Here is a 23,313-nt window from a genome sequence, read left to right on the forward strand (position 1 = left end):
CTTCCTTAATCTTCATTGGACTCAAAAATATACACTGGTCCATCTGTTTTTGAATCATAATCTACTTTTAAATCATAACGAGCAAAAAACCACTCGTCTGCGGCGGTAATATAATATGTAATTCCATTAACTTCAGTACTAGCAACGGGGTTCACAGGTTTTTCAATCTTAAAGGCAATTGAAAAGCCATCATGAACCATTGTTTTTCCATAAACTTTTCCATAAAAATGGACACCTGATCCCGGTTCAAGTTCTACTTCATCTTCGAACCATTTCTCTGCTTCTTTAGTTAATTCAATCTTCATATCTTCATACCTCAACTTTATAAAAAGTAATTTAGTAGATATTAATTAGGCAATTTCAACAGATTTAATTGTCAGTTCATAACTACCTGCAGGAGTATCAACTAAAACAGAATCTCCAACTTTCTTACCGATAAGTGCTTTAGCAATTGGTGAATCATTAGAAATTTTACCCTCATCTGGGTTAGACTCTGCCGAACCAACAATAAAGAATACTTCTGGTTCGTCGTCATCTTCTTGAACAGTTACCTTTTTACCAATAGAAACTTCATCCTCGTCAACTTGATCTGTATCAACAATTTGAGCATATTGAAGCATCACTTGAATTTGAGAGATTCTTGATTCCAGAACACTTTGTTCATCTTTTGCTGATGAGTATTCAGAATTTTCTGATAGATCTCCAAAACTTCTTGCAATTTTAATTCTATCAATTACTTCCGGTCGTTTAACCTGTTTTAAATTTTCTAGCTCTTCTTCAAGAAGACGTTTACCCTCTTCTGTCATTGGATAGCTTTGTTCAGCCATGATATTACCTCTTTGAATTTATAATTATTAATTTAAAATTTCAAAATGTCACCCAACCATATGGCAGGATGACATTATTTTTTATTGACCTGTTTTTGCGTATCTTGATTCATGTTCATCAAGAGTATTTGAGTATGTAACTTTTCCTGTCTTCAAGTCAGCGAAGAAGTATAGATAATTTGCACTTCTATCTGATGGGTTCAATGTTGCTTCAACAGATTGCAAACTTGGAGAGTTAAATGGTCCAGGTCCATAACCTGTATTCTTGTACAAGTTATATGGAGATTTAACTGAAGTATCTTTATTTGTAAGACTTTCTTTATGTGTATTCAAAGCATACATAACAGAGATATCTGATTGAATAGGCATATTAATATCTAAACGGTTAAAGAATACACCGGCAATCTTCTTACGATCAGCGTCTGTTACACCTTCTCGTTCAACAAGAGAAGCCAATGTTAGAGTTTGTTGAACAGTTAACCCCTTTTGTTTCATAGTTGAATAGTAAGGTTTTAGTTCCTGATCTTCTTTTTCAACCATTTGGTTAACAAGTTCTTTCAATGTCATACCTGAGTATACTCCGTATGTAGCTGGGAACAAGTATCCTTCCAAATGATATCTAACGTCTTTGGATTGCATTGATGAATTTAACAACTCAGGATATTTCTTCTGTAGCTCCTTAAGATAACTCTCATCCTTCATTAACTTCAAGAAATCTTTCTTCTTAAATGAAGTACTCTTTTGGATTTGAGTTCCGATGTCATCAATTGTTACACCTTCACGAACTAATACAGAGTTGGATGCATCACCTGATGGTTGTGCTGTTCCACCTTTTTGCAGTTGCTTAACTACGTCACTTAGTGACATTGATTGTTTAAACGTGTAGTATCCTGCTTGGAAATCAGTGTAATTTTGAGTCTTAATATAGATGTTAAAAACTGATGAACTCTTGATAACCTTATCTTTTTCAAGTGTCTTTGAGATATCTTTACTTGAAGATCCAACTGGTATCTTAACGACAATGCTTTCTTTGCTATCTGCATTGTATGGCTTCAAAGAACCATTAACATAGTTAAAACCAATTAGTATCACGATTACGGCTAATATTGCAATAACTCCCATAACCCAATAGGCAATGTGGTTAGCTACTGAACTCTCTTTAGCACGAGTCTCAATCTTTTTTTCAGATTCTTGCTGTAAGCTATTTCTCTTATTATCTTGGCTCAAAATGCAGCCTCCCATAGTAATTTAAATAAAATTATACCATTACTCTTTACAAATTAGCGTATTTCTACTGCAAATTTTGTAACTAAACTATCTTTAATTTGGTCAAATGACTGCTCTACTTCTTCATCTGTTAGTGTATCAGACCTATTTAGAAATACTAAATGATATCCTAATGATTTATATCCACGTTCAATATTATCGCCTTGATAGACATCAAATATTTCTACATCTTCAAGATACTTACCACCATTGTTGAAAATATCTTTAATAATGTCTCCACTTAAAATATCCTTCTTAACTAATAATGCTAAATCTCTAGAAATACTTGGGTACTTAGGTGCAGGTTGTGATTGAATAACTTTTGATCCAAATGCGAATAATTGATCCACATTCAATTCAAAAACATAGGTATCGTTAACATTCATCTCATCTTGATATTGAGGATGTAACTTACCTACAAATCCTATCATTTTACCATTTGCTGTTATCTTAGCAGTTTGACCTGGGTGTAAGTTTTCAATATCTGATGTTGCCTCAAATTCAATGTTAGCATCCAGATTAGCGTAAGAAATCATTTCTTCAACAATTCCTTTAACATAATAAAAATCGACTTTTTGTTCTTTTTGATTCCAAGACTTATCGACAATATTTCCACTAATAGCACCTGAAATATATTCTATTTCATTTGGACGATCTGAATGACCCTTTTCAAATATACGTTCTTGATCAAATAATCTTACATTGAATTCTTTACGTGCTTGATTATACGCCACATTTTTTACTAGAGATGGTATCAAACTAGTTCTTAAGTACTCATGATCTTCAGTCATTGGATGTAATAGATGAACTAATTTAGTTTCATTTACATTAAAATCTTCAACTTCTTTCTTGCTTAATAATGAGAAGTTAACTGCCTCATCCATACCTTGTGAAAGTAGTGAATATCTTAATCGATTACTAAACTCACGCTTGTCAGTATATCCACCCTTAGTTTGTTTACCTGTTGGTAAAGTTCCAACTAAGTTCTCATAACCATAGATACGAATTACTTCTTCAACTAAATCAGCTTCAATGGACATATCATTGCGTCTAGCAGGAACTGTAACTTTAAGATTTTCACCATCTACAATTGTTGCAAATCCTAATCGGTCAAAAATATTAATAATCTCATCAGTTGTAAGTTCAATCCCTATTAGGCTGTTAATTCGAGTAACAGTAGCAGAAATTGTTGTTGGTGAGTAATTGTATTCTTTTCCAACAATATGTTGTGAGTAATCAGAAGGATTCAATATATCTTCAGATAATTCAACAATTCTATCAAGTGCCAATCCATTTAAACTGGTATCAATACCTTTTTCAAATCGGTTTGATGAATTATTTCTCAAATCATGTCTCTGTGCTTCTTTACGAACAGTAGCTCCATCGAAAACTGCACTTTCAAATAAAACATTTTTTGTATCTTCTGTAACTTTGGCAAAATCTGTATCCAGAACCCCAGCAATTGAAAGTACATCTTCACCAGACATAACCACGATATCTTCTGAACTTAATTTTACTTCTGTACCATCAGACATAATAACTTCTTGGGTTTCAGCGTTTTGCAACTTCAATCCTGCAATTTTATCGTAATCATATGCCTGTATTGGTTGGCCATATTCAATCATTACATAATTTGCAATATCTAAAACTGCATTAGTAGGTTGAATATCCTGATTCCAAAGTCTTCTTTGCATCCAAAGCGGGCTCTTGCCAACTTTTACATCTTCTAAAACTACTGCTTGATATCCGTTGACTTTGTCACTTTGAACATCAATATCTAAATCTATGTTCTTAGGACTTCCCGACAATTTAGGATCTACAAAATTAGGCTTTTCATCATAGGTAGCTCCTATTTCCCAAGCTGCACCTCTCATACCTAATGTATCTCCACGATTTGGTGTGATATCTAAATCAACCATCTCATCGCTTAATCCTAGTAAATCAAGAACAGATTCTCCTGGCTTTTGTGCTTCATCAAATACATAAATTCCATTATGAAATTCTTCGGGTACATTTTTTACTTTCACACCCAATTCGTCTAATCCACAAATCATGCCATTAGATTCTTCACCACGAAGTTTACCTTTTTTTATCTTTACTCCATCTGGAAGAGTTGCACCATCAAGAGCTACGATAACATATTGATCCAAGGCCACATTGGGCGCACCACAAACAATTTGAATTTCTTTTTCACCAACATCAACTTGGCAAATATGCATGTGATCAGAATCAGGATGATCTTCTATTTTTGTTATATGACCAACCACAAGATTTGATAAATCTTTTCCAATATATACTGGCATAGATTCAATACCAGTTAATGAAATTTTATTAGCAATATCTGCTGTAGATTGGTTCAACTGAATATATTCATTCAACCAATTTCTAGAAATTTTCATCGAATAGCTCCTTTAAATTGTTCTAAGAATCTAACGTCATTTGTGTAGAAGTCTCGTATATCAGTAATTCCATATTTAAGCATTGCAAATCTCTCAGGTCCTAATCCAAATGCAAATCCACTATAAATATTTGTATCAATTCCTGACATTTCTAATACCTTAGGATGACTTAGCCCAGCACCCAATACTTCAATCCAGCCAGTATATTTACAAATACGGCAACCTTCTCCACCACAGTTGAAACAAGAAACATCAACTTCTACTGATGGTTCAGTAAATGGGAAATAACTTGGTCTGAAGCGTATTTCTCTTTCTTTACCGAATACATGCTGACATAGTGCTTCTAAAGTTCCTTTTAAATCAGCCATACTGATATTTTTATCAACTACTAATCCTTCAAGTTGATGAAATTGATGTGAATGTGTAGCATCGTCATCATCACGACGGTAAACCACACCTGGTGAAATAACTTTCAAAGGTCCCTTTGAAAAATCATGGTTTTCCAAATCTCGACCTTCTTGAGCAGAAGTTTGAGTTCTCATCAATAGTTTATCTGATAGATAAAAAGTATCTTGCATATCACGTGCAGGATGATCTTGAGGGATGTTCAAACGTTCGAAATTGTAATAATCTTCTTCTACTTCAAATCCTGAATCAACTTTATAACCTAGACTTATGAAAAATTCTTCAATATCAGAAATTGTTTGAGTAAGAATATGTTCCGTTCCAACTTTTTGTGGCTGAGATGGTAGGGTAACATCTATTGTTTCTTTTTCCAATTTTTGTTTAATCAGCGCATCATTGAGTTCTTTTGAACGTAGCTCAATAGCTGACTGTATTTCATCACGAACTGCATTTGCTAATGTACCAATCTTTGGTCGTTCTTCAGCTGATAAGTCTTTCATACCTCTAAGAGCCTCAGTAATAGGACCTTTTTTACCTAGCAAATTAACACGAACTTCATTCAGATCTTTTGAGTGATTTTGCTCACGAATGCTCTTGATACCTTCATCTCTGAGCATTTTTAATCTTTCTTCTAATGTTGTCATATTTTTCCTCCAAATAAAAAAGTCCTCATCCCATAAAAAGGGACGAAGACCGCGTTACCACCCTAGTTCACATACAAAATATGTGCACTCAGCAGTTTTATAACGTAAACCAATCGTGATACTCCGAAAGTGAATTCATCAATATAGCTATAAGATCTTCTCAGCAAACGATCCTTCTCTAAAATAACTATTTGAACATGATTACTATTTTTTCGTCACAGTATCTCTATATCTTGTTTAAATTATACAAGATTTATAGGTTTTAACAAGTATTAAATACCTTTTAATCCGTACATTAAAATACCTGCAGCAATTGCTACGTTTAATGATTCAGCTTTTCCAAGTATTGGAATATAAACATTGTCATCGGTTTGATCTAAAAGATCTTGACTCATTCCATTAGCTTCATTACCCATTATCAAAGCAAAATTATCACTTTTTTGTATTTCATTGTAAGGTACTGCTTCACTATTTACTTCTGAACCATATACATGTAATCCTGAATCTTTTGCTAAATCAATTGCCTCATCAAGATTCATTTTATAAATTGGAAGATGAAATTGACTACCTTGCATAGCACGTTGAACTTTAGATTGGAAAAAGTCGGCAGAATTAGGACTGGAAATAACTCCTGCAAATCCTGCTGCATCTGCAGTTCTTACAATTGTTCCCACATTACCTGGATCTTGAACATTATCTAAAAATACCCATTGTCCAGACAAGGAACTGATTTCTTCTGGTTGATTAATTTTAATTACTGCAAAGATTCCTTGATTATTCTTAGTTTCTGAAATGGCAGTTGCAACTTCTGTTGAAATTTCAGTAGCAATTTCATGATATTTTTTTACAAGGCGATCTCCCACGTTTGGCGTTGTTACGTATAAACTTACAAATTCTTCATTGTTTAAATCAGCTTCACGAACTAAATGAAATCCTTCAACAACATAAGTACCTGTTTTTTTTATATTTTTAGTAGCTGAAAGTTTGATTACATTTTTTATTTCATCATTCTTTTTAGATTCTATATATTTCATATTTTCCATCCCTTTTGTTCTATAATACTCATAGTATCATAATGAGGAGGAACAATTATGAAACATCTACATATTCATGTTGTAGGTCGAGTACAAGGAGTTGGTTTTCGATACGCTACCCAATTACTAGCTCAAAATTTAGGCATCCATGGTACTGTTCAAAATCAAACAGATGGCTCTGTAGTTATTGAGGCAGAGGGAAGCACTGAAAATTTAAACGAATTTTTAGAAGAAGTTCGTAAGTCCCCTACTCCATATGGGAAAGTCACAAAAATTGATTATAATTTTGAAGATAATGTTATAGGTTTCAATAAATTTCGCGTAATCTAGTTGAAACCACATTATAGTTATCGTAATATATCCCTTATATCGTATAAAAGGACGGAAAAAATTGAAAAATAAATATATAAAATATCTTTCTGTTTTTGCCATCATAGCTATGTTTTCATTAGTAGCTACTGGCTGTGTGCAAACAGGATCAAATCTACACGCACCAACAAGCGGTCCTTATGGATTTATATTTACTTGGATTGGTTCACCATTCCAAAAACTAATTACATGGACTGCTAACACTATTGGAGGCTCAAACGGATACGCTTGGGGAATTGTTATCATTTCATTCGTTGTTCGTTTAGTATTACTTCCTCTATCTCTAAATCAACAATCTAAATCAACTATTCAACAAGAAAAAATGCGTGCCATTCAACCACAGCTAAAATTACTTCAAGAAAAACAAAAAGAAGTTAAAGATCCAGCTGTTCAACAAAGACTTAGTGCGATGATGATGGATATTTATAAGCAAAATAATATCAGCTTAACTGGTGGCATTGGCTGCTTACCTCTTCTAATTCAAATGCCTGTTCTTATCGGTATTTATCAAGCTGTTCAATATTCTCCTGAAATTGGTAAAGCTACATTCTTATCTATCCCACTTGGTAAACCAAGTATAGTTATTGCTATTATTGCTACTATTTTCTATATTATTCAATCATGGTTATCACTTAGAGTTGTGCCTGAAGAACAAAAAGGTCAAATGCAAGCAGTAATGTTCATGAATCCATTAATTACATTCTTCATCTCAATGGTATCTTCCGCTGCACTTGCTCTTTACTTCTTGGTTGGTGGTATTGTTATACTTATCCAACAAGTAATTACCAACTACGTAATCGTTCCTCGTATTAGAAAAAACGAAGATGATCGATTAAAAGATAATCCTGTTAAGGTAGTCGTTTCAGAAAAAATATTAAATGATATAATTTCTGGCAACAATACAACCACAGATTCTGAAGATAATTCCGAAGAAAGTTCAACTCCTAAAGACGAAGATGATCTTCACTCAGAATTACGTAAGAGAAATGAAAATAAACAACAAAATAGAGACAAATAAAAAAGCCACTATTAAGTGGCTTTTTTATTTGTCTGTTTCTACAATTTTTAGAGGTAATTCTAACTTGAAAACTGTCCCCGATCCTTCAACACTTTCCACGGTTAAAGTACCCTTATAGACTTCAACTAACCGTTTAGCAATGGATAACCCTAAGCCATTACCACCTTGTTGACGTGATCTAGCTTTATCAACTCGATAAAAACGGTTAAAGATCTGTTTCAAATCTTTCTTGGGAATACCCTGTCCAAAATCCTGAATAGCAACTTCAAGTTCATTTGAATTAGTTGATGTAGAAAAATTGATTTCCTTTCGGTCTTTAGAATACTTAAAGGCATTATCTAACAAGATAATTACAATTTGTTCTAAGTGGTTTCGGTAAATTTTGACAAAGCTACCATCACGCACATCATTATCAAAATTTATATGAAAATCTGGATGTAATAAAACAAAATCATTATATATCTGATCAAATAGAGGCTTTGCCTCAGTTACTTGATTCAAATAGTCTTCATCAATCTGTTCTATTCTTGTCAAATCAAGCATTTCTTGAATCAGTGACTCCATACGTTTCAACTCTTGAAGAGAGGAATTAATAGAGTCCTCTAAAATCTTAGGATCATCTTTCCCCCATCTTTGAAGCATACTCAAATGTCCATTCAAAACTGCTACTGGTGTCCGCAATTCATGCGAAACATTACCAACAAATTCTTTTTGCTGGTTTGTATAATTCTGCATTCTATCTAACATTTTATTGATGTTGACAGTTAAATCATAAATTTCATCTTTATCTCTTTTTAGTTTAATACGAGCATCTGAATCAGGCTTTTTATTTATTCTATCAACAGTATCGTTTATAGAGTAAATACTTCTTAAAACTGTGCTAACAGAAACATAGCTAACTACTATACCCGCTATTAAGACTACTACACCTATGATTATTATCTTGAAAATGAAATTATAAGTTACATGCTCTGATGCTACACTACGTAATGTATCTATAGATACGTAGGAAACTACCACATATGCAAATAAGATTATAAATGAAATAAATACAGTCCACTTTATTTTAATTGATAATCTCATTGTCTCATTTCATACCCTTTTCCGCGAACAGTAGCAATATAACTTGGAGAACCATTTCTATCGATCTTGTTACGTAAGTATTTGATATAAACATCTACAACGTTAGTTTCTGTACTACTACCAGATCCCCAGACATGTTCTAGTAAGTCATCACGACTAAGAACACTTCCGACATTCTCCATTAATGTAGTTAATAAATCGTACTCACGTTTAGTAAGGTCTATTACTTCACCATTTCTTTTCAATGTTTGAGTTGTCTTATCAACAACCAGATTCTTAAATTTCAAAATTTGGTCATTATTTCTTGTAATATCGATATCCAAGTCAATTCTTCTTAGAAGAGAACGGATACGTGCTAGTAACTCCTCAATAGCAAATGGCTTTACAATATAATCATCTGCACCATGATCAAGGCCTGATACACGGTCAATAACTGAATCACGTGCTGTCATCATAATGATAGGAGTATTCTTTTCTTGACGAATACGACGACAGACTTCCATTCCGTTTAATTCTGGTAACATAAGATCCAACAAAATTAGATCCCAGTCATCATTTAAGGCAGCTTCTAATCCTAATCTACCATCATGTTCAACTTGTATTTCATAACCTTCATGTTCAAGTTCTAATTGAACAAATTTGGCCATATTCTCTTCATCTTCGATTATAAGTATCTTAGACATTATTAAGCTCCAATCTAATAAATAATTCTGTCATACTTCTTAAAATGTTAATTTTTACGTATTATTATGAGTTTAACATATTAAAATTATTAAAAAAAGACGATAGAAAATTAAATGACAACAAATAAAAAAGACTGAGATTACATTCTCAGTCTTTTTTTATTATTGTTCTTTATACCATGAATAGTGGAATATTCCTGGTTTGTCAGTTCTTTCATATGTGTGAGCACCAAAGTAATCTCTTTGAGCTTGGATAAGATTTGCAGGTAGTACTTCACTTCTATATTGATCAAAGTATGAAATAGCAGCCATAAATCCTGAAACAGGAATACCTGCTTGAACTGCATAACTAACAACATCACGTACAGCAGATTGATATTCTTCAACGATATTCTTGAAATAATCATCAAGTAATAGGTTGTTCAAATTTTCATCTTTGTTGTAGGCATCAGTAATCTTTTGTAAGAATTGTGCACGAATAATGCAACCTTCTCTCCAGATTTGTGCGATTGAACCGTATTGTAAGTTCCAATCGTATTTTTCTGATGCAGATTTCATTTGTGCAAATCCTTGTGCATAACTCATGATTTTACTAAAGTACAAAGCTTTTCTAATTTTTTCAACTAGTTCTGTTTTATCAACATCTGGAACGTTAATTGCTGGTTTTAATTCTTTACTTGCAACAACACGTTCATCTTTATAAGTTGAAACATAACGTGAATAAACTGCTTCTGTGATAAGAGATTGAGGAACACCGAGTTCTAGTGCGCTTTGTGAACTCCACTTACCAGTTCCCTTATTTCCAGCTTTATCAAGGATCTTATTGACAATATAGTCATCTGAACCTTCGTCATCTTTACGAGTAAGAATTTCAGAAGTGATTTCGATTAAGTAACTTGAAAGTTCACCTTCATTCCATTCTTTAAATATTGATGCAATTTTATCCATATCATTATCAAATAGGTGTGTTAATAGATTGTAACTTTCAGAAATTAGTTCCATATCACCGTATTCAATACCGTTGTGAACCATCTTAACAAAGTGTCCAGCGCCATTAGGTCCGATATAAGTTACACAAGGTTTTCCATCTTCTGCTTTTGCAGACATTTGTTCTAGAATTGGTGCAACAAGGTCATATGCCTCTTTTTGACCACCTGGCATCATTGATGGTCCTTGTAATGCACCTAGTTCACCACCAGATACACCCATACCAATGAAATTAATACCTGATTGATCTAATCGAGCATTACGTTCCATAGTGTCTTCAAAATATGTATTACCACCATCGATTAAGACATCACCCTTATCAAGTAAAGGTAATAGTTCATTAATAACAGCATCTGTACCAGCACCGGCTTTAACCATCATCATAATACGACGAGGTTTTTCTAGTGAATTAACAAAATCCTCAATTGTATAACTTGGAGTTAGTTGTTTGTCAGGGTGCTCAGCAACTACTTCCTCTGTTTTTGAAGCTGTTCTATTGTAAATAGCAACATTGTATCCACGGCTTTCAATATTAAGGGCAAGATTCTTACCCATAACTGCCATACCAATTACACCAATTTGTGGTTTTGTCATTGTAGTACCTCCATTTATTTATGAAACTCATTATACTATTTTAATTAAAAAAAGGAGTAATAATTACTCCTTTTCATCGTTATTTTTAAATAAATCTTTTAATTTAGCTAGTTCAGGATTGATGACTTTTTCTTCAGTTTTACGTTTTTCGTACTCTTCTTCCGAAATAACTTCCCATGTATCTCCTGCTGGCATGATATCGTTACTTATCTCTTCTTCTGTCAAAACAGTTTGAGGGAGGTTGAGTAAAATGTTATCAATAATCGATGTGTAAATATCAATTGTAGGGTTTTCTTCATCAATTGGCATTACAACTGTGGAATCATCTATATCTTCGGTATCGATACCATCGATGTTATATACCTCGTGCACTCTAATATCAACGGGAACTTCTACTGGTTGCGAACTTCTAATTGATGGCATAACTAAATTGGCTTTAATTTTCAGATCAGTAACTACCAGACCGTTATCATTAAATAAATTTCCACTAACAGAAACTAAATCTAAATCTAAGATATCATCTGTTCTATCTAAAATATCTTTCTTTATATCAATATTTTCTTCAATAAGAAGCGGTTTATCTTTATATTTTCGTACATCTTGTACTTCAAAATTTAACACTATTTATCTCCTTTCATGTATGGTATTTTGCCATATATTTGAGGTCTATCATTAATTAATTCTATAATTCTGTCCACCTTTATATCAAGTGACATTATAGTTTGTTCTTTTTTCCCGATTTTAGAAATCAACGGTATCTCAACATCTTCACGTATCGAATTGAGATAATTTTTACCTGTTTCGTTCATTCCCAAAATATGGATATATGGATTATTATAAACATTCTCTATTTCTTCTGGATATACGTTGAGCAACATATAAATTGCCAGACGACGGATTCTCGCATAAGTATATCTTTTGGATTTTACATTTTCTAAAAATTCACTCCAAGAATTAGAATTCTGAATTTCTTTAACAAACTTATTATCAAGACCTTCCGATACTTGATAAACTTGTTTGTTTTCTTCTGCGGTATTAGTCACAATTCTGGATTTGAGATATAAAAAATACTTATCCCATGAAGAAAGTGGATCATTTAATTGTTCACTAGATAGAATGGGTATTAATTCAGTCGAATCCTTACCAGTAATTAGATTATTACGGATTTTTGTAGCACTGTATTTATTATCATTACGATGGATAGTTTTAACTTCAATGTTAAAATTATTTTTCAAAATCTCCATCACGTAATTAATACCCAATAATTGATTAGGTTGATTCAAACTATTTATTCCATTTGAACTTAGATAACTATCCAAATTACTACCATAGGTCTCACTATAATTTGCTTCAAACTCACCATCTAGCTCTAAAATTTTTTTTGCCTGTTCTACAAAATCTAGTTCATTTTCTGTTCCGAAAACTAGATGATTTATTTTCAAGTAATTTAGTAAGCTAATTGAACCATCAGCAAATAAATCTGCAGGTTGAACTGCACAAGCAAATGGCAATTCAACTACCAAGTCCACACCCATTTCAACGGCCAACTCAGCTTTTTGCCACTTATCAATAATGGAAAAATCTCCACGCTGAACATAATTACCTGAGACGATGGCAATTAAAACATCAGGATCATATTTTCTTTTCACTTCATCTATAAATTTTTTATGTCCATTGTGAAATGGATTAAACTCTGCAACAAATCCATAAATTTTCAATACTTAAACCTCTACTTATGAGCAACAAAAAACCATCTTGTAGAATTTTCTAAATCATTTGATTTACCAAAATCAGATGAAATTGATATATTTTTAAATCCAACATCTTTTAAAATTTGTAAAAATACTTCATAAGGATATGTACGTTCCTTATGAACTTCAGTGTTTACTGAGTATCCACCAATCTCTTCATTCCAGTTAAAAAAAGTTAACTCATGTTCTATGCTATGCTCAAAGTCACCTTCAAAGCTACTCCACATAAATGCAGAATCCTCTGTTTTGTGATTGAACATATAGTCAAGAAAAACTTCATCCATTTGATAAAGAGAATGTGCATCAAACATATACACACCATTTTCATTCAAGTGTTCAAAAGACTGTTTAAATGCCATATATAGCTCATCTTCATCTTTTAAATAGCATATTGAATCATCAAAACAAGTAATAATATCGTATTTGCCAAAGTTATATAAATCCAACATATTGCCTTGTTCAAATTTGATATTTTTATTTGCTTTTTTAGCCTTATCTTCAGCAATTTCTAGCATTGATGTTGAAAGATCAGTTCCTTCCACATCAAATTCATTATCCAATATAATAGATAGATCTCCAGTGCCACAAGCAACATCTAAAAGAGTTTTTTGTTCTGGACTGGTATTGGAGCTGACAAACTCTGCCCATCTTTCATATAGTGAATCATCCATCAATTCGCTATATACAGATGCAAATGAATCATAAATCATTATTCGACAACCAAATCAGAAATATCTACATTAGGTGCCTCTGACCAAAGTTTTTCAATATTGAAGAACTCACGTTGCTCTGTATTAAATACGTGAATAACAACGTCATGCAGGTCAATAAGAATCCATTCTGAATCTCTCTTGCCTTCAACATGTCCTACTTCAACACCATTTTTACCAATTTGGTCTAATATTTCTTCAACTATAGAGTTAACTTGTCTTTGACTTCCTGCATCCATAATTACAAAATAATCAGCCATAATACTGATTTCGCTAATATTTAATACTTCAATATCATTAGCATGTTTACTATCTGCAGCTCTAACTGCCAATTCCATTATTTCTTTTGATTCCATTTTAAGCTCCCTTTTTTATCCAATAATTGTATGTTTCAAACGTTTGCGGATGAATTACTTGTTTACGATCAACTAAGTGATTAATCGTATTAGTTAATTCTGCAATCATCCCTGCATATAGAGATATATCAGCCTGCTCTCTTGCTTCTTCAACACCAGGGAAATCTCTTCCTGGCTCTATATAATCAGCAATGAACACACATTTATCGATATCGTTCATACGCATTGATCCTACTGTATGTCTTCGGATTGCATTCAAAACGTCTTCGTCTTGAATTTTTAACTCATCTTTTATGATCTCTGCCCCAACTTCTCCGTGCCAGATTGCATTACCATAATTTAACAAATCAGGATCTAAATTTTTTTCTTTAATTACATTAATAAATTCTTGGTCAGATCTTTCTTTAGCAAAGTCATGTAGTAACCCTGCTAAGCCTACCCTAGCAGGGTCTACATCATATTTTTCTGCTAAAGCAATCGCCTGTTTCTCTACACGTAAACAGTGATTAAATCTAAAATCACTCAATGTGTTTTTCATTAATTCTATAACTTGATCACGATCAAAACCTGCGACAATTTTGTCATAATTATAATTACTCAATGAACAAACCTCGATCCTTGATATAATTTTCTACCTCTTTGGGAACTAGGTATTTAATCGATTGATTTTTAGAAGCTCGTTCTCTTATCATGCTGGAACTAATTTCCAATTCTGGAGTATTAACCCACATTATCGGATATTTTGACTTCAGCTCATAGCCTTTACGACAAACTCCAACAAACTGAACTAGTTGAACTAGCTCATCAATTTTATACCAGTTAGGTAAATTTTCTACCATATCTCCACCGATTATAAAGTAATACTTGGTATCAGGATTGTACTGCTTCAATTGTTTAATCGTATCAATGGTATAACTAACCCCACCTCGATCAATATCAGTCAAATTCAAATCAAAATGTATGTTGTCTTTGATAGCTAACTTAATCATTTCAACCCGGTCACTGCTACTAATTGGTAATTCTTTTTCAACACCTTTATGAGGAGGTATTTCATCTGGCAAAAACATAATTTTATCTAAACACAACTGATCATAAACTTGCTCAGCAATAACTAGGTGTCCTAAATGTATTGGATTAAAAGTTCCACCCAAAATACCTACATGTTTGATACCTTCGCTTTTTATTTCTTTAATTTGAGGTTTAGTTAAAATTTTATTATCCAAATTCATAATTAGTTATTACATTTTCTCCAATTCAATTGAATAGTTTCTATTTTTTACTTTTGAAGATTTTTTATATAAAACTACTTTAGAACCAATTGTTTGAACATGTGCAATCTGATCGTCTTCTTTTTGAAGTGCCTCAACTAGTTCATCTGAATCAACCATAGTATTTTGAAGTAAGGATACCTTAATAAGTTCATTTTTCTCCAAAATTTGTTTTATTTGATCAATTAAGTTTTGGCTAATACCATCTTTACCTATTTGAACTTGTGGCTTCATTGTTTGTGCTTTACTTCTTAAGTAACTATTTTTCTTACCCTTAATTATCATTAAATTTCTCCTTAAATAATTGCTTCTCTCATCGATACATTGACTCCATCAGGAACTGATACTCTTACATGACAATTAGCAGGAATTGTTACCCAACCTAATCCATAAATAACAATATCTGATTTTACTTTTGAGGTAAATTCTTCAATTTTTAATTTTGGAAATTCTGTTATTTCACTTGGTGGTGACAAAATTTCACCTAAATGTTTTTCATAGAAAGCATCTGCATTAACTGTTTTTGTACGATGTAATAAAAGATTCTTATTGACGTAAAATGTGACATTTGACTTTTCATCCAAGAAATCAAATCTAGCTAAACCAGCTACAAATATTGTTTGTCCATCTCTTAGTTGAAATGTTGAAGGATTCAATGGTTTTCTAGGATTAACAATTTTTAAATCATTGTCATTTAAATAGTGTGCTAGTTGGTAATGATGAATAATACCTGGTGTATCTACTAAACTACTACCATCATCCAATGGAATATCTATTCTATCTAAAGTTGTTCCAGGAAATCTGGATGTTGTTATTAAATTTTTAATATCAGAATTGGCGCTGATAATTCTATTGATAAGTGTAGATTTACCTGTATTGGTTGTTCCAACAACATAAACATCTCTACCTTTGCGGTACTTATCAATCATTTTCATTAATTCATCAACGTTAAGTCCCTTTTCTGCAGAAACTAAAATTTGATCAACTGATTTAATTCCATTTTCTTTACTCATTTTTTGAAGCCAGTTGAGTAATTTGTTTTTATTTGTAGATTTAGGTAATAGGTCTACTTTATTACCTACAACTATAATATCCTTGTCACCTACAAAACGATGTAATCCAGGAATCACACTACCTTCATAATCAAAAATATCAATAACGTTGACTATCAATCCATCTTCTTCAGATATTGAATCTAATAGTCTTAAAAAATCGTCATCGCTAATATTAACATCTGTAATTTCGTTATAATTTCTAAGTCTAAAGCATCTCTTGCATAGGAGCTCTTCTGCATCATCATCCAAGTATTTCTTTAATGTTGACGGTTGAACGTAACCAGGTAGCTCTGGGTTATCAGTTTGTATCTCTGCACCGCAACCGATACAGAAAATTGTTTCATCAATGTTTGTCATGTAGTGAATCCTTCCAGTTTAATTTCTTATCCAATATTCTATGCATTTTTAAAATAGGTCTTTCCATCTGGCGATTAATTCTTGTTTTGAATTCATCAGTATCAACTAATGGTTTTACTAAAATTGTCTTCAACCCAGCGATATTTCCTACAAAAACATCGGTCATAACCTGATCACCCACAAATAATATACTATCTTTAGACAAATTATGACTTTGGATATACTTATTTATTTCAAATGGTAAAGGTTTCTTTGCTCGTGCAACTATTTCAATATCTAATCCAGAAACAGCTTTTTCGACTCTTTCGTAGCTATTGTTTGAAACAACAAGTACTTTGATACCATTTCTATCCATCTCTAATAGCCATTTACGCAAAGTTAGAGTATATTCATCGCTATTCCAGGGAATCAATGTATTATCAAGATCTGTCATAATTGTCGTAATATTCAATTCTTTTAAATCTTTGATAGTCAAATCAGTTATGCTATTTAACATTGAAAAAGGCTTAAACATATAATTGTTTTCTCCATCTATGATTGGTCTACTTATTATAATATCAATAGTAATATTTTAACATTTGAATAACTTAATTACCTGTTTAGAATCTAATTTGTCTGGTTATTTTGAAGTAAATAAAAAACTCTGCCCTAAGGACAGAGTTTTTTATTAAGCTAGCGCTTTTTTAGCTGTATCTACAAGACTTGTAAATGCAGCAGGATCTTCAATTGCTAGTTGAGCTAACATCTTACGGTTAATGTCAACATTTGCAAGTTTTAGACCATGCATCAATTTGCTGTAGCTGATATCATTCATTCTTGCTGCAGCGTTGATTCTTGCAATCCATAATTTACGGAAATCACGCTTTCTTTGACGACGATCACGGAATGCATAACGGTATGAAACCATGATTTGTGTATGTGCAGCTTTGAAAGTGATATGTTTTGATCCACGATATCCTTTAGCTAGTTTTAAAACCTTCTTACGACGTTTGCGAGTTACTGTTCCACCTTTAACACGTGGCATAATGACTCCTCCTTTGAGTTATAAAAAATTAAATGTTAATTATTAGTATGTTGCAAGCATTTGCTTGATACGTTTCATATCACTTGAGCTAACCATTGCTGACTTAGCTAATTGACGACGTTGCTTCTTAGTCTTACCGTGGAAACGGTGACTTGTATAAGCGTGACTTCTTTTCCAACCGCCGTTAGCAGTCTTTTTAAATCTCTTTGCTGAAGCACGGTGTGTTTTTTGTTTAGGCATTTTCTAACCCCTCCACTAATTTTTCTTATTATCTTTTGCACTAATTGGATCTAGCATCAAGAACATACTACGACCGTCCATTTTTGGCTTAGTTGTTACAGTCGCAACATCTTTAGTTTCCTCAGCTAAACGATCAAGTACTCTTTTACCAATTTCTTTATGGGTTATAGCTCTACCCTTAAATCTGATTGATACTTTAACTTTGTCGCCTTTATCTAAGAATTTACGTGCATTCTTTAGCTTAGTATTAAAGTCGTTATCTTCAATTGTTGGGCTAAGACGCACTTCTTTGACAGTAAAGGTCTTTTGTTTTTTACGAGCTTCACGATCTTTCTTTTGAAGTTCAAATTTGTACTTTCCATAATCCATAACTTTTGCTACGGGTGGTTTAGCACCTGGAGACATAAGAACTAGATCCATGCTAGAATCATCAGCAAGTTTTTGTGCTTCTGCTAATGTCTTAACGCCTAGTTGTTCTCCACTATCTGAAATCAATCGAACTTCATTTGCTCGAATTTGATCATTAATTAATAGATCTTTTGCTATAGTAAGTCACCTCCGAAATTTCATCCCACAAAAAAAGTGGGCGCCTAAGCACCCACTCAACAAATTAGTATGTAAACATACATAACTGTAATAGACCTAGAGGCATATGCATAGGTGAGAAGCGGGCGCTTCTGCTTAATCTCAACAGTTACTAACTATACGGTATTAATACCCTATTGTCAATATTTTTAATGTTTTATTTTTAGCCATTTTGGCGACTGTAATTTGCTACATCTGCCACAACAGAATCAACGAATATATCTGCATTTTCAGAAACTGATTCTTCTTGTCCATATTTTCTTAAAGAAACTGTAGCATCTGCTGCTTCATCATCACCAATAACAACTGTATATGGTACTTTCATTGTTTGTGAATCACGAATCTTATAACCCATTTTTTCATCACGATCATCTATTTCAACACGGATATTTTTATCACGAAGCTTCTTCATAATATCTTCAGCATATTCCATGTGTAGTTTGTTGTTGACCGGAATAATTCTCACTTGCTGTGGAGCCAGCCATGTTGGGAATGCACCCTTGTACATTTCAATTAAGTAAGCAATAAATCTTTCCATTGTAGAAACAATACCACGGTGAATCATAACTGGTCTATGATCTTCACCATCAGAACCAACGTATGTTAATTCAAATCTCTCTGGTTGTAAGAAATCTAATTGAATTGTTGATAGTGTTTCTTCGTTACCTAAAGCTGTTTTTGTTTGAACATCTAGCTTAGGACCATAAAATGCTGCTTCTCCCTCGGCTTCATAATAACTTAAGCCAAGATCATCCATAGCTGACTTCAACATTGATTGTGATCGTGTCCACATATCGTCATCATCGTAATATTTATCAGTATTTTCAGGATCACGATAACTCAATCTAAATGAGTAATCAGTGATATTAAAGTCATTGTAAACTTCCATCATTAACTGCAATGTACGTTTAAATTCGTCCTCAATTTGATCTAGAGCAACAAAAGTATGTCCATCGTTAAGAGTCATTTCACGAACACGTTGTAGTCCTGTAAGTGCTCCAGATTTTTCATATCTGTGCATCATACCTAATTCAGCAATTCTAACTGGTAATTCACGATATGAACGTGTGTGGTGATTGTAGACTTGGATATGTGAAGGACAATTCATAGGACGTAATTCTAGCATTTCTCCATCACCCATGTCCATTGGTGGGAACATGTCTTCACGATAATGTTCCCAGTGACCTGATGTCTTATAGGCATTTAGGTTCATAAGAATTGGAGTATATACATGTTCATATCCCCAAGCAACTTCTTTATCTATGATATATCTTTCAATCTGACGTCTGATTGTTGCTCCATTTGGCATCCAATATGGTAATCCTGCACCCACTTCTGGATCAACGAAGAATAAGTCTAAATCGCGTCCAAGTGTTCTGTGGTCACGTTCTTTTATTTCTTGGCGACGTTTCAAATCTTCATCAAGTGAATCTTGACTGAAAAATGTTGTTCCATAAATTCTTTGAAGCATAGGATTACTTGACTTACCTTGCCAATAAGCTCCAGCAACAGAAAGAAGTTTTACATGCTTCAAATCTTTTAAGCTTGGCAAAATTGCACTATAACCAAAGTCTACAAAATCTCCCATTTTATAAACAGGAATTTGAACAGCATCGATTGCTTGAACTAATGATGTCTTGTAATCATCACCTTTGAACATTGTTTCAAGTTCTGATTTGTCCATCATTAAACGTTCAATCTTATCATTTTGTTTGATGATTTTTGACATCATTTTTTCAATGTCTTCCAATTCATCAACAGTGATCTGTCCTGATTTGCTATCTGTATCGACATAGAAACCATCATCTGATGATTGTTTTTCACCAAAACTTAAATCTGATTTGAATTCTTTAGCTGCTTTGCTAAATACAAAACTAGCTGAATTACGTAAAACTTCTAGAGCATCAGCCTCATCTTTAGCAGTAATAATTTCAATTGAACCATCTTGATTAATTGGTAGATTAACATCAATGATATGGTCATTTAATTTACCAGCAATGGCACTTTTACCTAAAGAAGTACTGATTGACTTAGCAACATCTAAAGTTGATACCCCTGCATCAAATTCTTTAACTGCTCCATCTGGAAATTTAAGATTGATTTTTGACATATTTGTTCTCCTTTATTTTTGAAAGACAAAAAAATGCGTCCCAGAATTATATACACATAAAAAATATGCACATAATTCTGGGACGCATCTGCGCGGTTCCACCCAAATTGAATAGACTATAGTCTATCCCTCTCTTGTTTAGATCTATAATTCTAAATGGAAACCGAAAGTGGTGTCTTTGGTAATGGGTAAGCTTCCAGTTTACGTACCCTCCCTGTATAGAACCAAAGCGTTGTCTTTCTACTAAGTAAATTTAATCACAAACTAATTAAATAAGCAAGGGGTTACCATGTCTTATTCCTACGGTTATTACCTGAAACAATAACCTCTCTTGAGAGATATCGAACTCTCTCCATTAATCTTTTGGCTTTAACTATATCGTAATTGCCATTTTTGCTATTGGCAAAGTGTTCTTCAAGTTCATTCATAGAGAAATTAGATGAAAAGAATACTGGCAAATTTTCTTGCATTCGATATTGCAAAATAACTCCCAAAACTTCGTCTCTAAACCATTCCGACATATTAGCAGCGCCAATATCATCAAGCATAAGTAATTGTGACTTCTTCAAGCGTTCAACTAATTTAGAAACTCTATTATCATTGATTGCTCCTTTTGCTTGAGACTGTAAACTTAAAAAATTAACTAAAGTTGATTTAACTCCACTTTTATATAATTCATTAGCAATAGCACCCAAAAGATAAGTCTTTCCGACACCATAATCACCCGCAAGATAAAGACCCGGCATATATTGTCCGCCACTCTGATAATTTTCAATGAATTGTAATGCTTTATCCAAAGCATCTTGTCTACCTTCTCCAGTGTAATCATCAAGACTGGCATCCTTAATATCGTCTGGCATATCCAGTAATCTAACACTTGATGAATAATCTTTAGAATTTTCTTCAGCAATTCTCTTGGCGTTTGGAGAATATGCTACTTCCACATTGTGATTATTAACAATCAGACTGGGAACAAATTGATCTGATAATTCACTAGAATTATGCTTTTGATTGTAGAATTCATAAATGCTACTTGCACTTTTAGCAATACTTTCATTACTTAATTCAGATTCATGTTCATTTAAAAAAGCGCGTACATCTGGGTCATTAAGTGCATCAGACATCAACTTTTTAAACTGCTCATTTCTATTAGCTGTATCCATAAGTTTCTTGATTGTGTCGCCAATTTTTTCCATTAGTTGTTTTCCTTATGCCTAATTCTATTTAAACGTTCCTGAATATCTTGATTTGATTGTTCGACAGGTCTTGCTTTTACTTGGGACCAATCTGTTCCTTTTTCAACTCTACCATTATTGGATTTTTGATTCTGATAGCGTCTTTTGGGATTTCTAGGTTTGCTTCTTGACTCTTGTATCCTCTTCAATGCATCTTCTGGAGTTTTGATGTTATTTTGTTGCCAATCATTAGCAATTGTTTCCATTAATGGCAAGCTTAACGTTGTATTCTGTTGTAAAGAATAATGCGTTAATATGTTGATGACACTGGGACTTAAACTTGTATTCATTGCAAGATTTCTTAGTGCTCTAGACTCAACTGTACCGGTGAATCCACCTGTTTGTTGCTTTTCTGAAGCTAAAAATTCTGCTGGTGCTAATTCTTTTGCCTGTTTAATGAGTAATTGATCATCACGATTAAAGTTACTATTTAACTGCGAAGTAGTCTCAGTTACTTCATTTGTTTGAATATTAACACGCTGTTCAAATCTTTGCTGAACCATATTTTTCAACTCGCTAGGATCAATCTTATTAGTAATGATATCCATGGTTCTACCTAACAAGTCAATTATAACAATTTCATCTAAATCATAAAATGTAGCTAAGTTCTCAATCAAATCCTTATTGAGGTTAATATCTTCTTTTTCAATTCGATATAACTGTGAAGCTCGATCGATTATCAAGTCAAAATCTAAATTCTTCTGACTATTCAGTTCAATGGATTTAGTTGGAGTTGATTGCATACTATTTTGAGCAATACTTACATCATTAGGTGTATCTATTAAATCTTCCGAATTCAATCTGAATACATCTAAAAATTTACTTGTCTGATCTTTTGCATCATTTAATATATCTCGGTTAACAGAATATTTTTTCACTAAGTTATTGAACAAACTCTGACCAATTTTTTCATATAAGAAGATGCTCAATAAATCATCCCTGAAAAAATCACTTGGGTTTAAAGGTAAGTATAAATCATATATGTAGTACTCACCCAATTCATCATATTTGCGGTAGTTTTTAATTAATCCTGTTGCTTCGAGTTTAATTCGCGCATTTTGAAAAGACTTTAAGTCGATATCAAGCAAACTCAATAATTCAGCGTGGTTAGATCTTTCTGTAACTATTCTTTTATCTGTAGTTTTTTGAAATAGTAAAAGATAAATAGCCAGAGCTTCTGCTCCGACTAAAGGAAGATATAAGTCAGTAAAGACTCTTTGATTGTAATCACTCAACTCTCCATTTTTTAAACACCAGTAGCCTGTCATAGGTGTCAATTTAGAAGAATTATTATTTGGTTCTATATCCACAAA

General features: G+C 32.9%; 26 protein-coding genes and 2 other annotated features. Of the genes, 2 read left to right on the top strand and 24 right to left on the bottom strand.

Annotated elements, in window-relative coordinates; translation table 11 throughout:
* Positions 1–5: 5 nt before the first annotated feature.
* The 6 genes from EKN01_RS04525 to EKN01_RS04550 form a co-directional block, all read right to left on the bottom strand.
* A complete protein-coding gene (locus tag EKN01_RS04525; RefSeq protein ID WP_099974973.1) occupies positions 6–305 on the bottom strand; it encodes a HesB/YadR/YfhF family protein in 300 nt (99 codons plus the stop codon).
* 45 nt (positions 306–350) lie between these two features.
* A complete protein-coding gene (gene greA / locus EKN01_RS04530; protein ID WP_129045161.1) occupies positions 351–827 on the bottom strand; it encodes a transcription elongation factor GreA in 477 nt (158 codons plus the stop codon).
* Between the two features lie 81 nt (positions 828–908).
* A complete protein-coding gene (gene mltG / locus EKN01_RS04535) occupies positions 909–2,069 on the bottom strand; it encodes an endolytic transglycosylase MltG (RefSeq protein ID WP_129045162.1) in 1,161 nt (386 codons plus the stop codon).
* Between the two features lie 38 nt (positions 2,070–2,107).
* Positions 2,108–4,492 (bottom strand): phenylalanine--tRNA ligase subunit beta, encoded by a 2,385-nt coding sequence (gene pheT, locus EKN01_RS04540; protein ID WP_129045163.1) that lies wholly within the window; start codon positions 4,490–4,492, stop codon positions 2,108–2,110.
* Positions 4,489–5,541, bottom strand: a complete 1,053-nt coding sequence (gene pheS / locus EKN01_RS04545; protein WP_129045164.1) for a phenylalanine--tRNA ligase subunit alpha — start codon at positions 5,539–5,541, stop codon at positions 4,489–4,491. Before pheS ends, pheT begins: the two co-directional genes overlap by 4 nt.
* A 35-nt stretch (positions 5,542–5,576) precedes the next feature.
* Positions 5,577–5,769 (bottom strand) — a binding site (T-box leader).
* A 44-nt stretch (positions 5,770–5,813) separates the two neighbouring features.
* Positions 5,814–6,575 (bottom strand): TrmH family RNA methyltransferase, encoded by a 762-nt coding sequence (locus tag EKN01_RS04550; protein WP_129045165.1) that lies wholly within the window; start codon positions 6,573–6,575, stop codon positions 5,814–5,816.
* Positions 6,576–6,632: 57 nt separating this feature from the next.
* Here EKN01_RS04550 and EKN01_RS04555 point away from each other — a divergent pair, with 57 nt between their 5' ends.
* Positions 6,633–6,905 (top strand): acylphosphatase, encoded by a 273-nt coding sequence (locus EKN01_RS04555; protein WP_129045166.1) that lies wholly within the window; start codon positions 6,633–6,635, stop codon positions 6,903–6,905.
* Between the two features lie 61 nt (positions 6,906–6,966).
* On the top strand, positions 6,967–7,962 hold the full coding sequence (yidC, locus tag EKN01_RS04560; protein ID WP_206731618.1) for a membrane protein insertase YidC: 996 nt from the start codon (positions 6,967–6,969) through the stop codon (positions 7,960–7,962).
* 24 nt (positions 7,963–7,986) lie between these two features.
* Here the strand turns inward: yidC and EKN01_RS04565 are convergent, their stop codons facing one another.
* The 18 genes from EKN01_RS04565 to EKN01_RS04650 form a co-directional block, all read right to left on the bottom strand.
* The gene (locus tag EKN01_RS04565) at positions 7,987–9,045 is read right to left on the bottom strand and encodes a sensor histidine kinase (RefSeq protein ID WP_129045167.1); all 1,059 of its coding nucleotides are present in this window, start codon (positions 9,043–9,045) and stop codon (positions 7,987–7,989) included.
* A complete protein-coding gene (locus EKN01_RS04570; RefSeq protein WP_099974981.1) occupies positions 9,042–9,728 on the bottom strand; it encodes a response regulator transcription factor in 687 nt (228 codons plus the stop codon). Before EKN01_RS04570 ends, EKN01_RS04565 begins: the two co-directional genes overlap by 4 nt.
* 162 nt (positions 9,729–9,890) lie before the next feature.
* The gene (gene gndA, locus EKN01_RS04575) at positions 9,891–11,309 is read right to left on the bottom strand and encodes an NADP-dependent phosphogluconate dehydrogenase (RefSeq protein ID WP_129045168.1); all 1,419 of its coding nucleotides are present in this window, start codon (positions 11,307–11,309) and stop codon (positions 9,891–9,893) included.
* Positions 11,310–11,372: 63 nt separating this feature from the next.
* Positions 11,373–11,930, bottom strand: coding sequence for a YceD family protein (locus tag EKN01_RS04580; protein WP_129045169.1), 558 nt, complete (start codon positions 11,928–11,930; stop codon positions 11,373–11,375).
* Positions 11,930–13,027 (bottom strand): nucleotidyltransferase family protein, encoded by a 1,098-nt coding sequence (locus tag EKN01_RS04585; RefSeq protein WP_129045170.1) that lies wholly within the window; start codon positions 13,025–13,027, stop codon positions 11,930–11,932. The genes EKN01_RS04580 and EKN01_RS04585 overlap by 1 nt, the downstream gene beginning before the upstream one ends.
* 11 nt (positions 13,028–13,038) lie before the next feature.
* The gene (locus tag EKN01_RS04590) at positions 13,039–13,770 is read right to left on the bottom strand and encodes a class I SAM-dependent DNA methyltransferase (RefSeq protein WP_129045171.1); all 732 of its coding nucleotides are present in this window, start codon (positions 13,768–13,770) and stop codon (positions 13,039–13,041) included.
* Positions 13,770–14,126, bottom strand: coding sequence for a ribosome silencing factor (gene rsfS, locus EKN01_RS04595; protein ID WP_129045172.1), 357 nt, complete (start codon positions 14,124–14,126; stop codon positions 13,770–13,772). Before rsfS ends, EKN01_RS04590 begins: the two co-directional genes overlap by 1 nt.
* Before the next feature lies 1 nt (position 14,127).
* A complete protein-coding gene (gene yqeK / locus EKN01_RS04600; protein WP_241685246.1) occupies positions 14,128–14,727 on the bottom strand; it encodes a bis(5'-nucleosyl)-tetraphosphatase (symmetrical) YqeK in 600 nt (199 codons plus the stop codon).
* Positions 14,720–15,355 carry a nicotinate-nucleotide adenylyltransferase gene (locus tag EKN01_RS04605; protein WP_099974987.1) on the bottom strand — a complete coding sequence of 212 codons (636 nt, stop codon included), beginning with the start codon at positions 15,353–15,355 and terminating at the stop codon, positions 14,720–14,722. Before EKN01_RS04605 ends, yqeK begins: the two co-directional genes overlap by 8 nt.
* A 9-nt stretch (positions 15,356–15,364) precedes the next feature.
* Positions 15,365–15,679, bottom strand: coding sequence for a YhbY family RNA-binding protein (locus EKN01_RS04610; protein ID WP_206731619.1), 315 nt, complete (start codon positions 15,677–15,679; stop codon positions 15,365–15,367).
* Between the two features lie 11 nt (positions 15,680–15,690).
* Positions 15,691–16,806 (bottom strand): ribosome biogenesis GTPase YqeH, encoded by a 1,116-nt coding sequence (gene yqeH / locus EKN01_RS04615; RefSeq protein WP_129045173.1) that lies wholly within the window; start codon positions 16,804–16,806, stop codon positions 15,691–15,693.
* Positions 16,793–17,320: a YqeG family HAD IIIA-type phosphatase gene (locus EKN01_RS04620; protein WP_099974990.1), complete on the bottom strand. Its 528-nt coding sequence runs from the start codon at positions 17,318–17,320 to the stop codon at positions 16,793–16,795. The genes yqeH and EKN01_RS04620 overlap by 14 nt, the downstream gene beginning before the upstream one ends.
* Before the next feature lie 153 nt (positions 17,321–17,473).
* Positions 17,474–17,830: a 50S ribosomal protein L20 gene (gene rplT, locus EKN01_RS04625; RefSeq protein WP_099974991.1), complete on the bottom strand. Its 357-nt coding sequence runs from the start codon at positions 17,828–17,830 to the stop codon at positions 17,474–17,476.
* A 42-nt stretch (positions 17,831–17,872) separates the two neighbouring features.
* Entirely contained in the window at positions 17,873–18,070 is a 198-nt protein-coding gene (rpmI, locus tag EKN01_RS04630) for a 50S ribosomal protein L35 (RefSeq protein WP_099974992.1), read from the bottom strand.
* 15 nt (positions 18,071–18,085) lie between these two features.
* Positions 18,086–18,616: a translation initiation factor IF-3 gene (infC, locus tag EKN01_RS04635; RefSeq protein WP_099974993.1), complete on the bottom strand. Its 531-nt coding sequence runs from the start codon at positions 18,614–18,616 to the stop codon at positions 18,086–18,088.
* 22 nt (positions 18,617–18,638) lie between these two features.
* Positions 18,639–18,759 (bottom strand) — a sequence feature (ribosomal protein L20 leader region).
* A 59-nt stretch (positions 18,760–18,818) separates the two neighbouring features.
* On the bottom strand, positions 18,819–20,765 hold the full coding sequence (gene thrS, locus EKN01_RS04640) for a threonine--tRNA ligase (RefSeq protein ID WP_129045174.1): 1,947 nt from the start codon (positions 20,763–20,765) through the stop codon (positions 18,819–18,821).
* 284 nt (positions 20,766–21,049) lie between these two features.
* Positions 21,050–21,961: a primosomal protein DnaI gene (dnaI, locus tag EKN01_RS04645; protein WP_129045175.1), complete on the bottom strand. Its 912-nt coding sequence runs from the start codon at positions 21,959–21,961 to the stop codon at positions 21,050–21,052.
* The gene (locus EKN01_RS04650) at positions 21,961–23,310 is read right to left on the bottom strand and encodes a DnaD domain protein (protein WP_129045176.1); all 1,350 of its coding nucleotides are present in this window, start codon (positions 23,308–23,310) and stop codon (positions 21,961–21,963) included. The genes dnaI and EKN01_RS04650 overlap by 1 nt, the downstream gene beginning before the upstream one ends.
* Between the last annotated feature and the right edge of the window lie 3 nt (positions 23,311–23,313).

It is taken from the genome of Companilactobacillus metriopterae (assembly GCF_004117915.1).
Taxonomy (GTDB): domain Bacteria; phylum Bacillota; class Bacilli; order Lactobacillales; family Lactobacillaceae; genus Companilactobacillus; species Companilactobacillus metriopterae.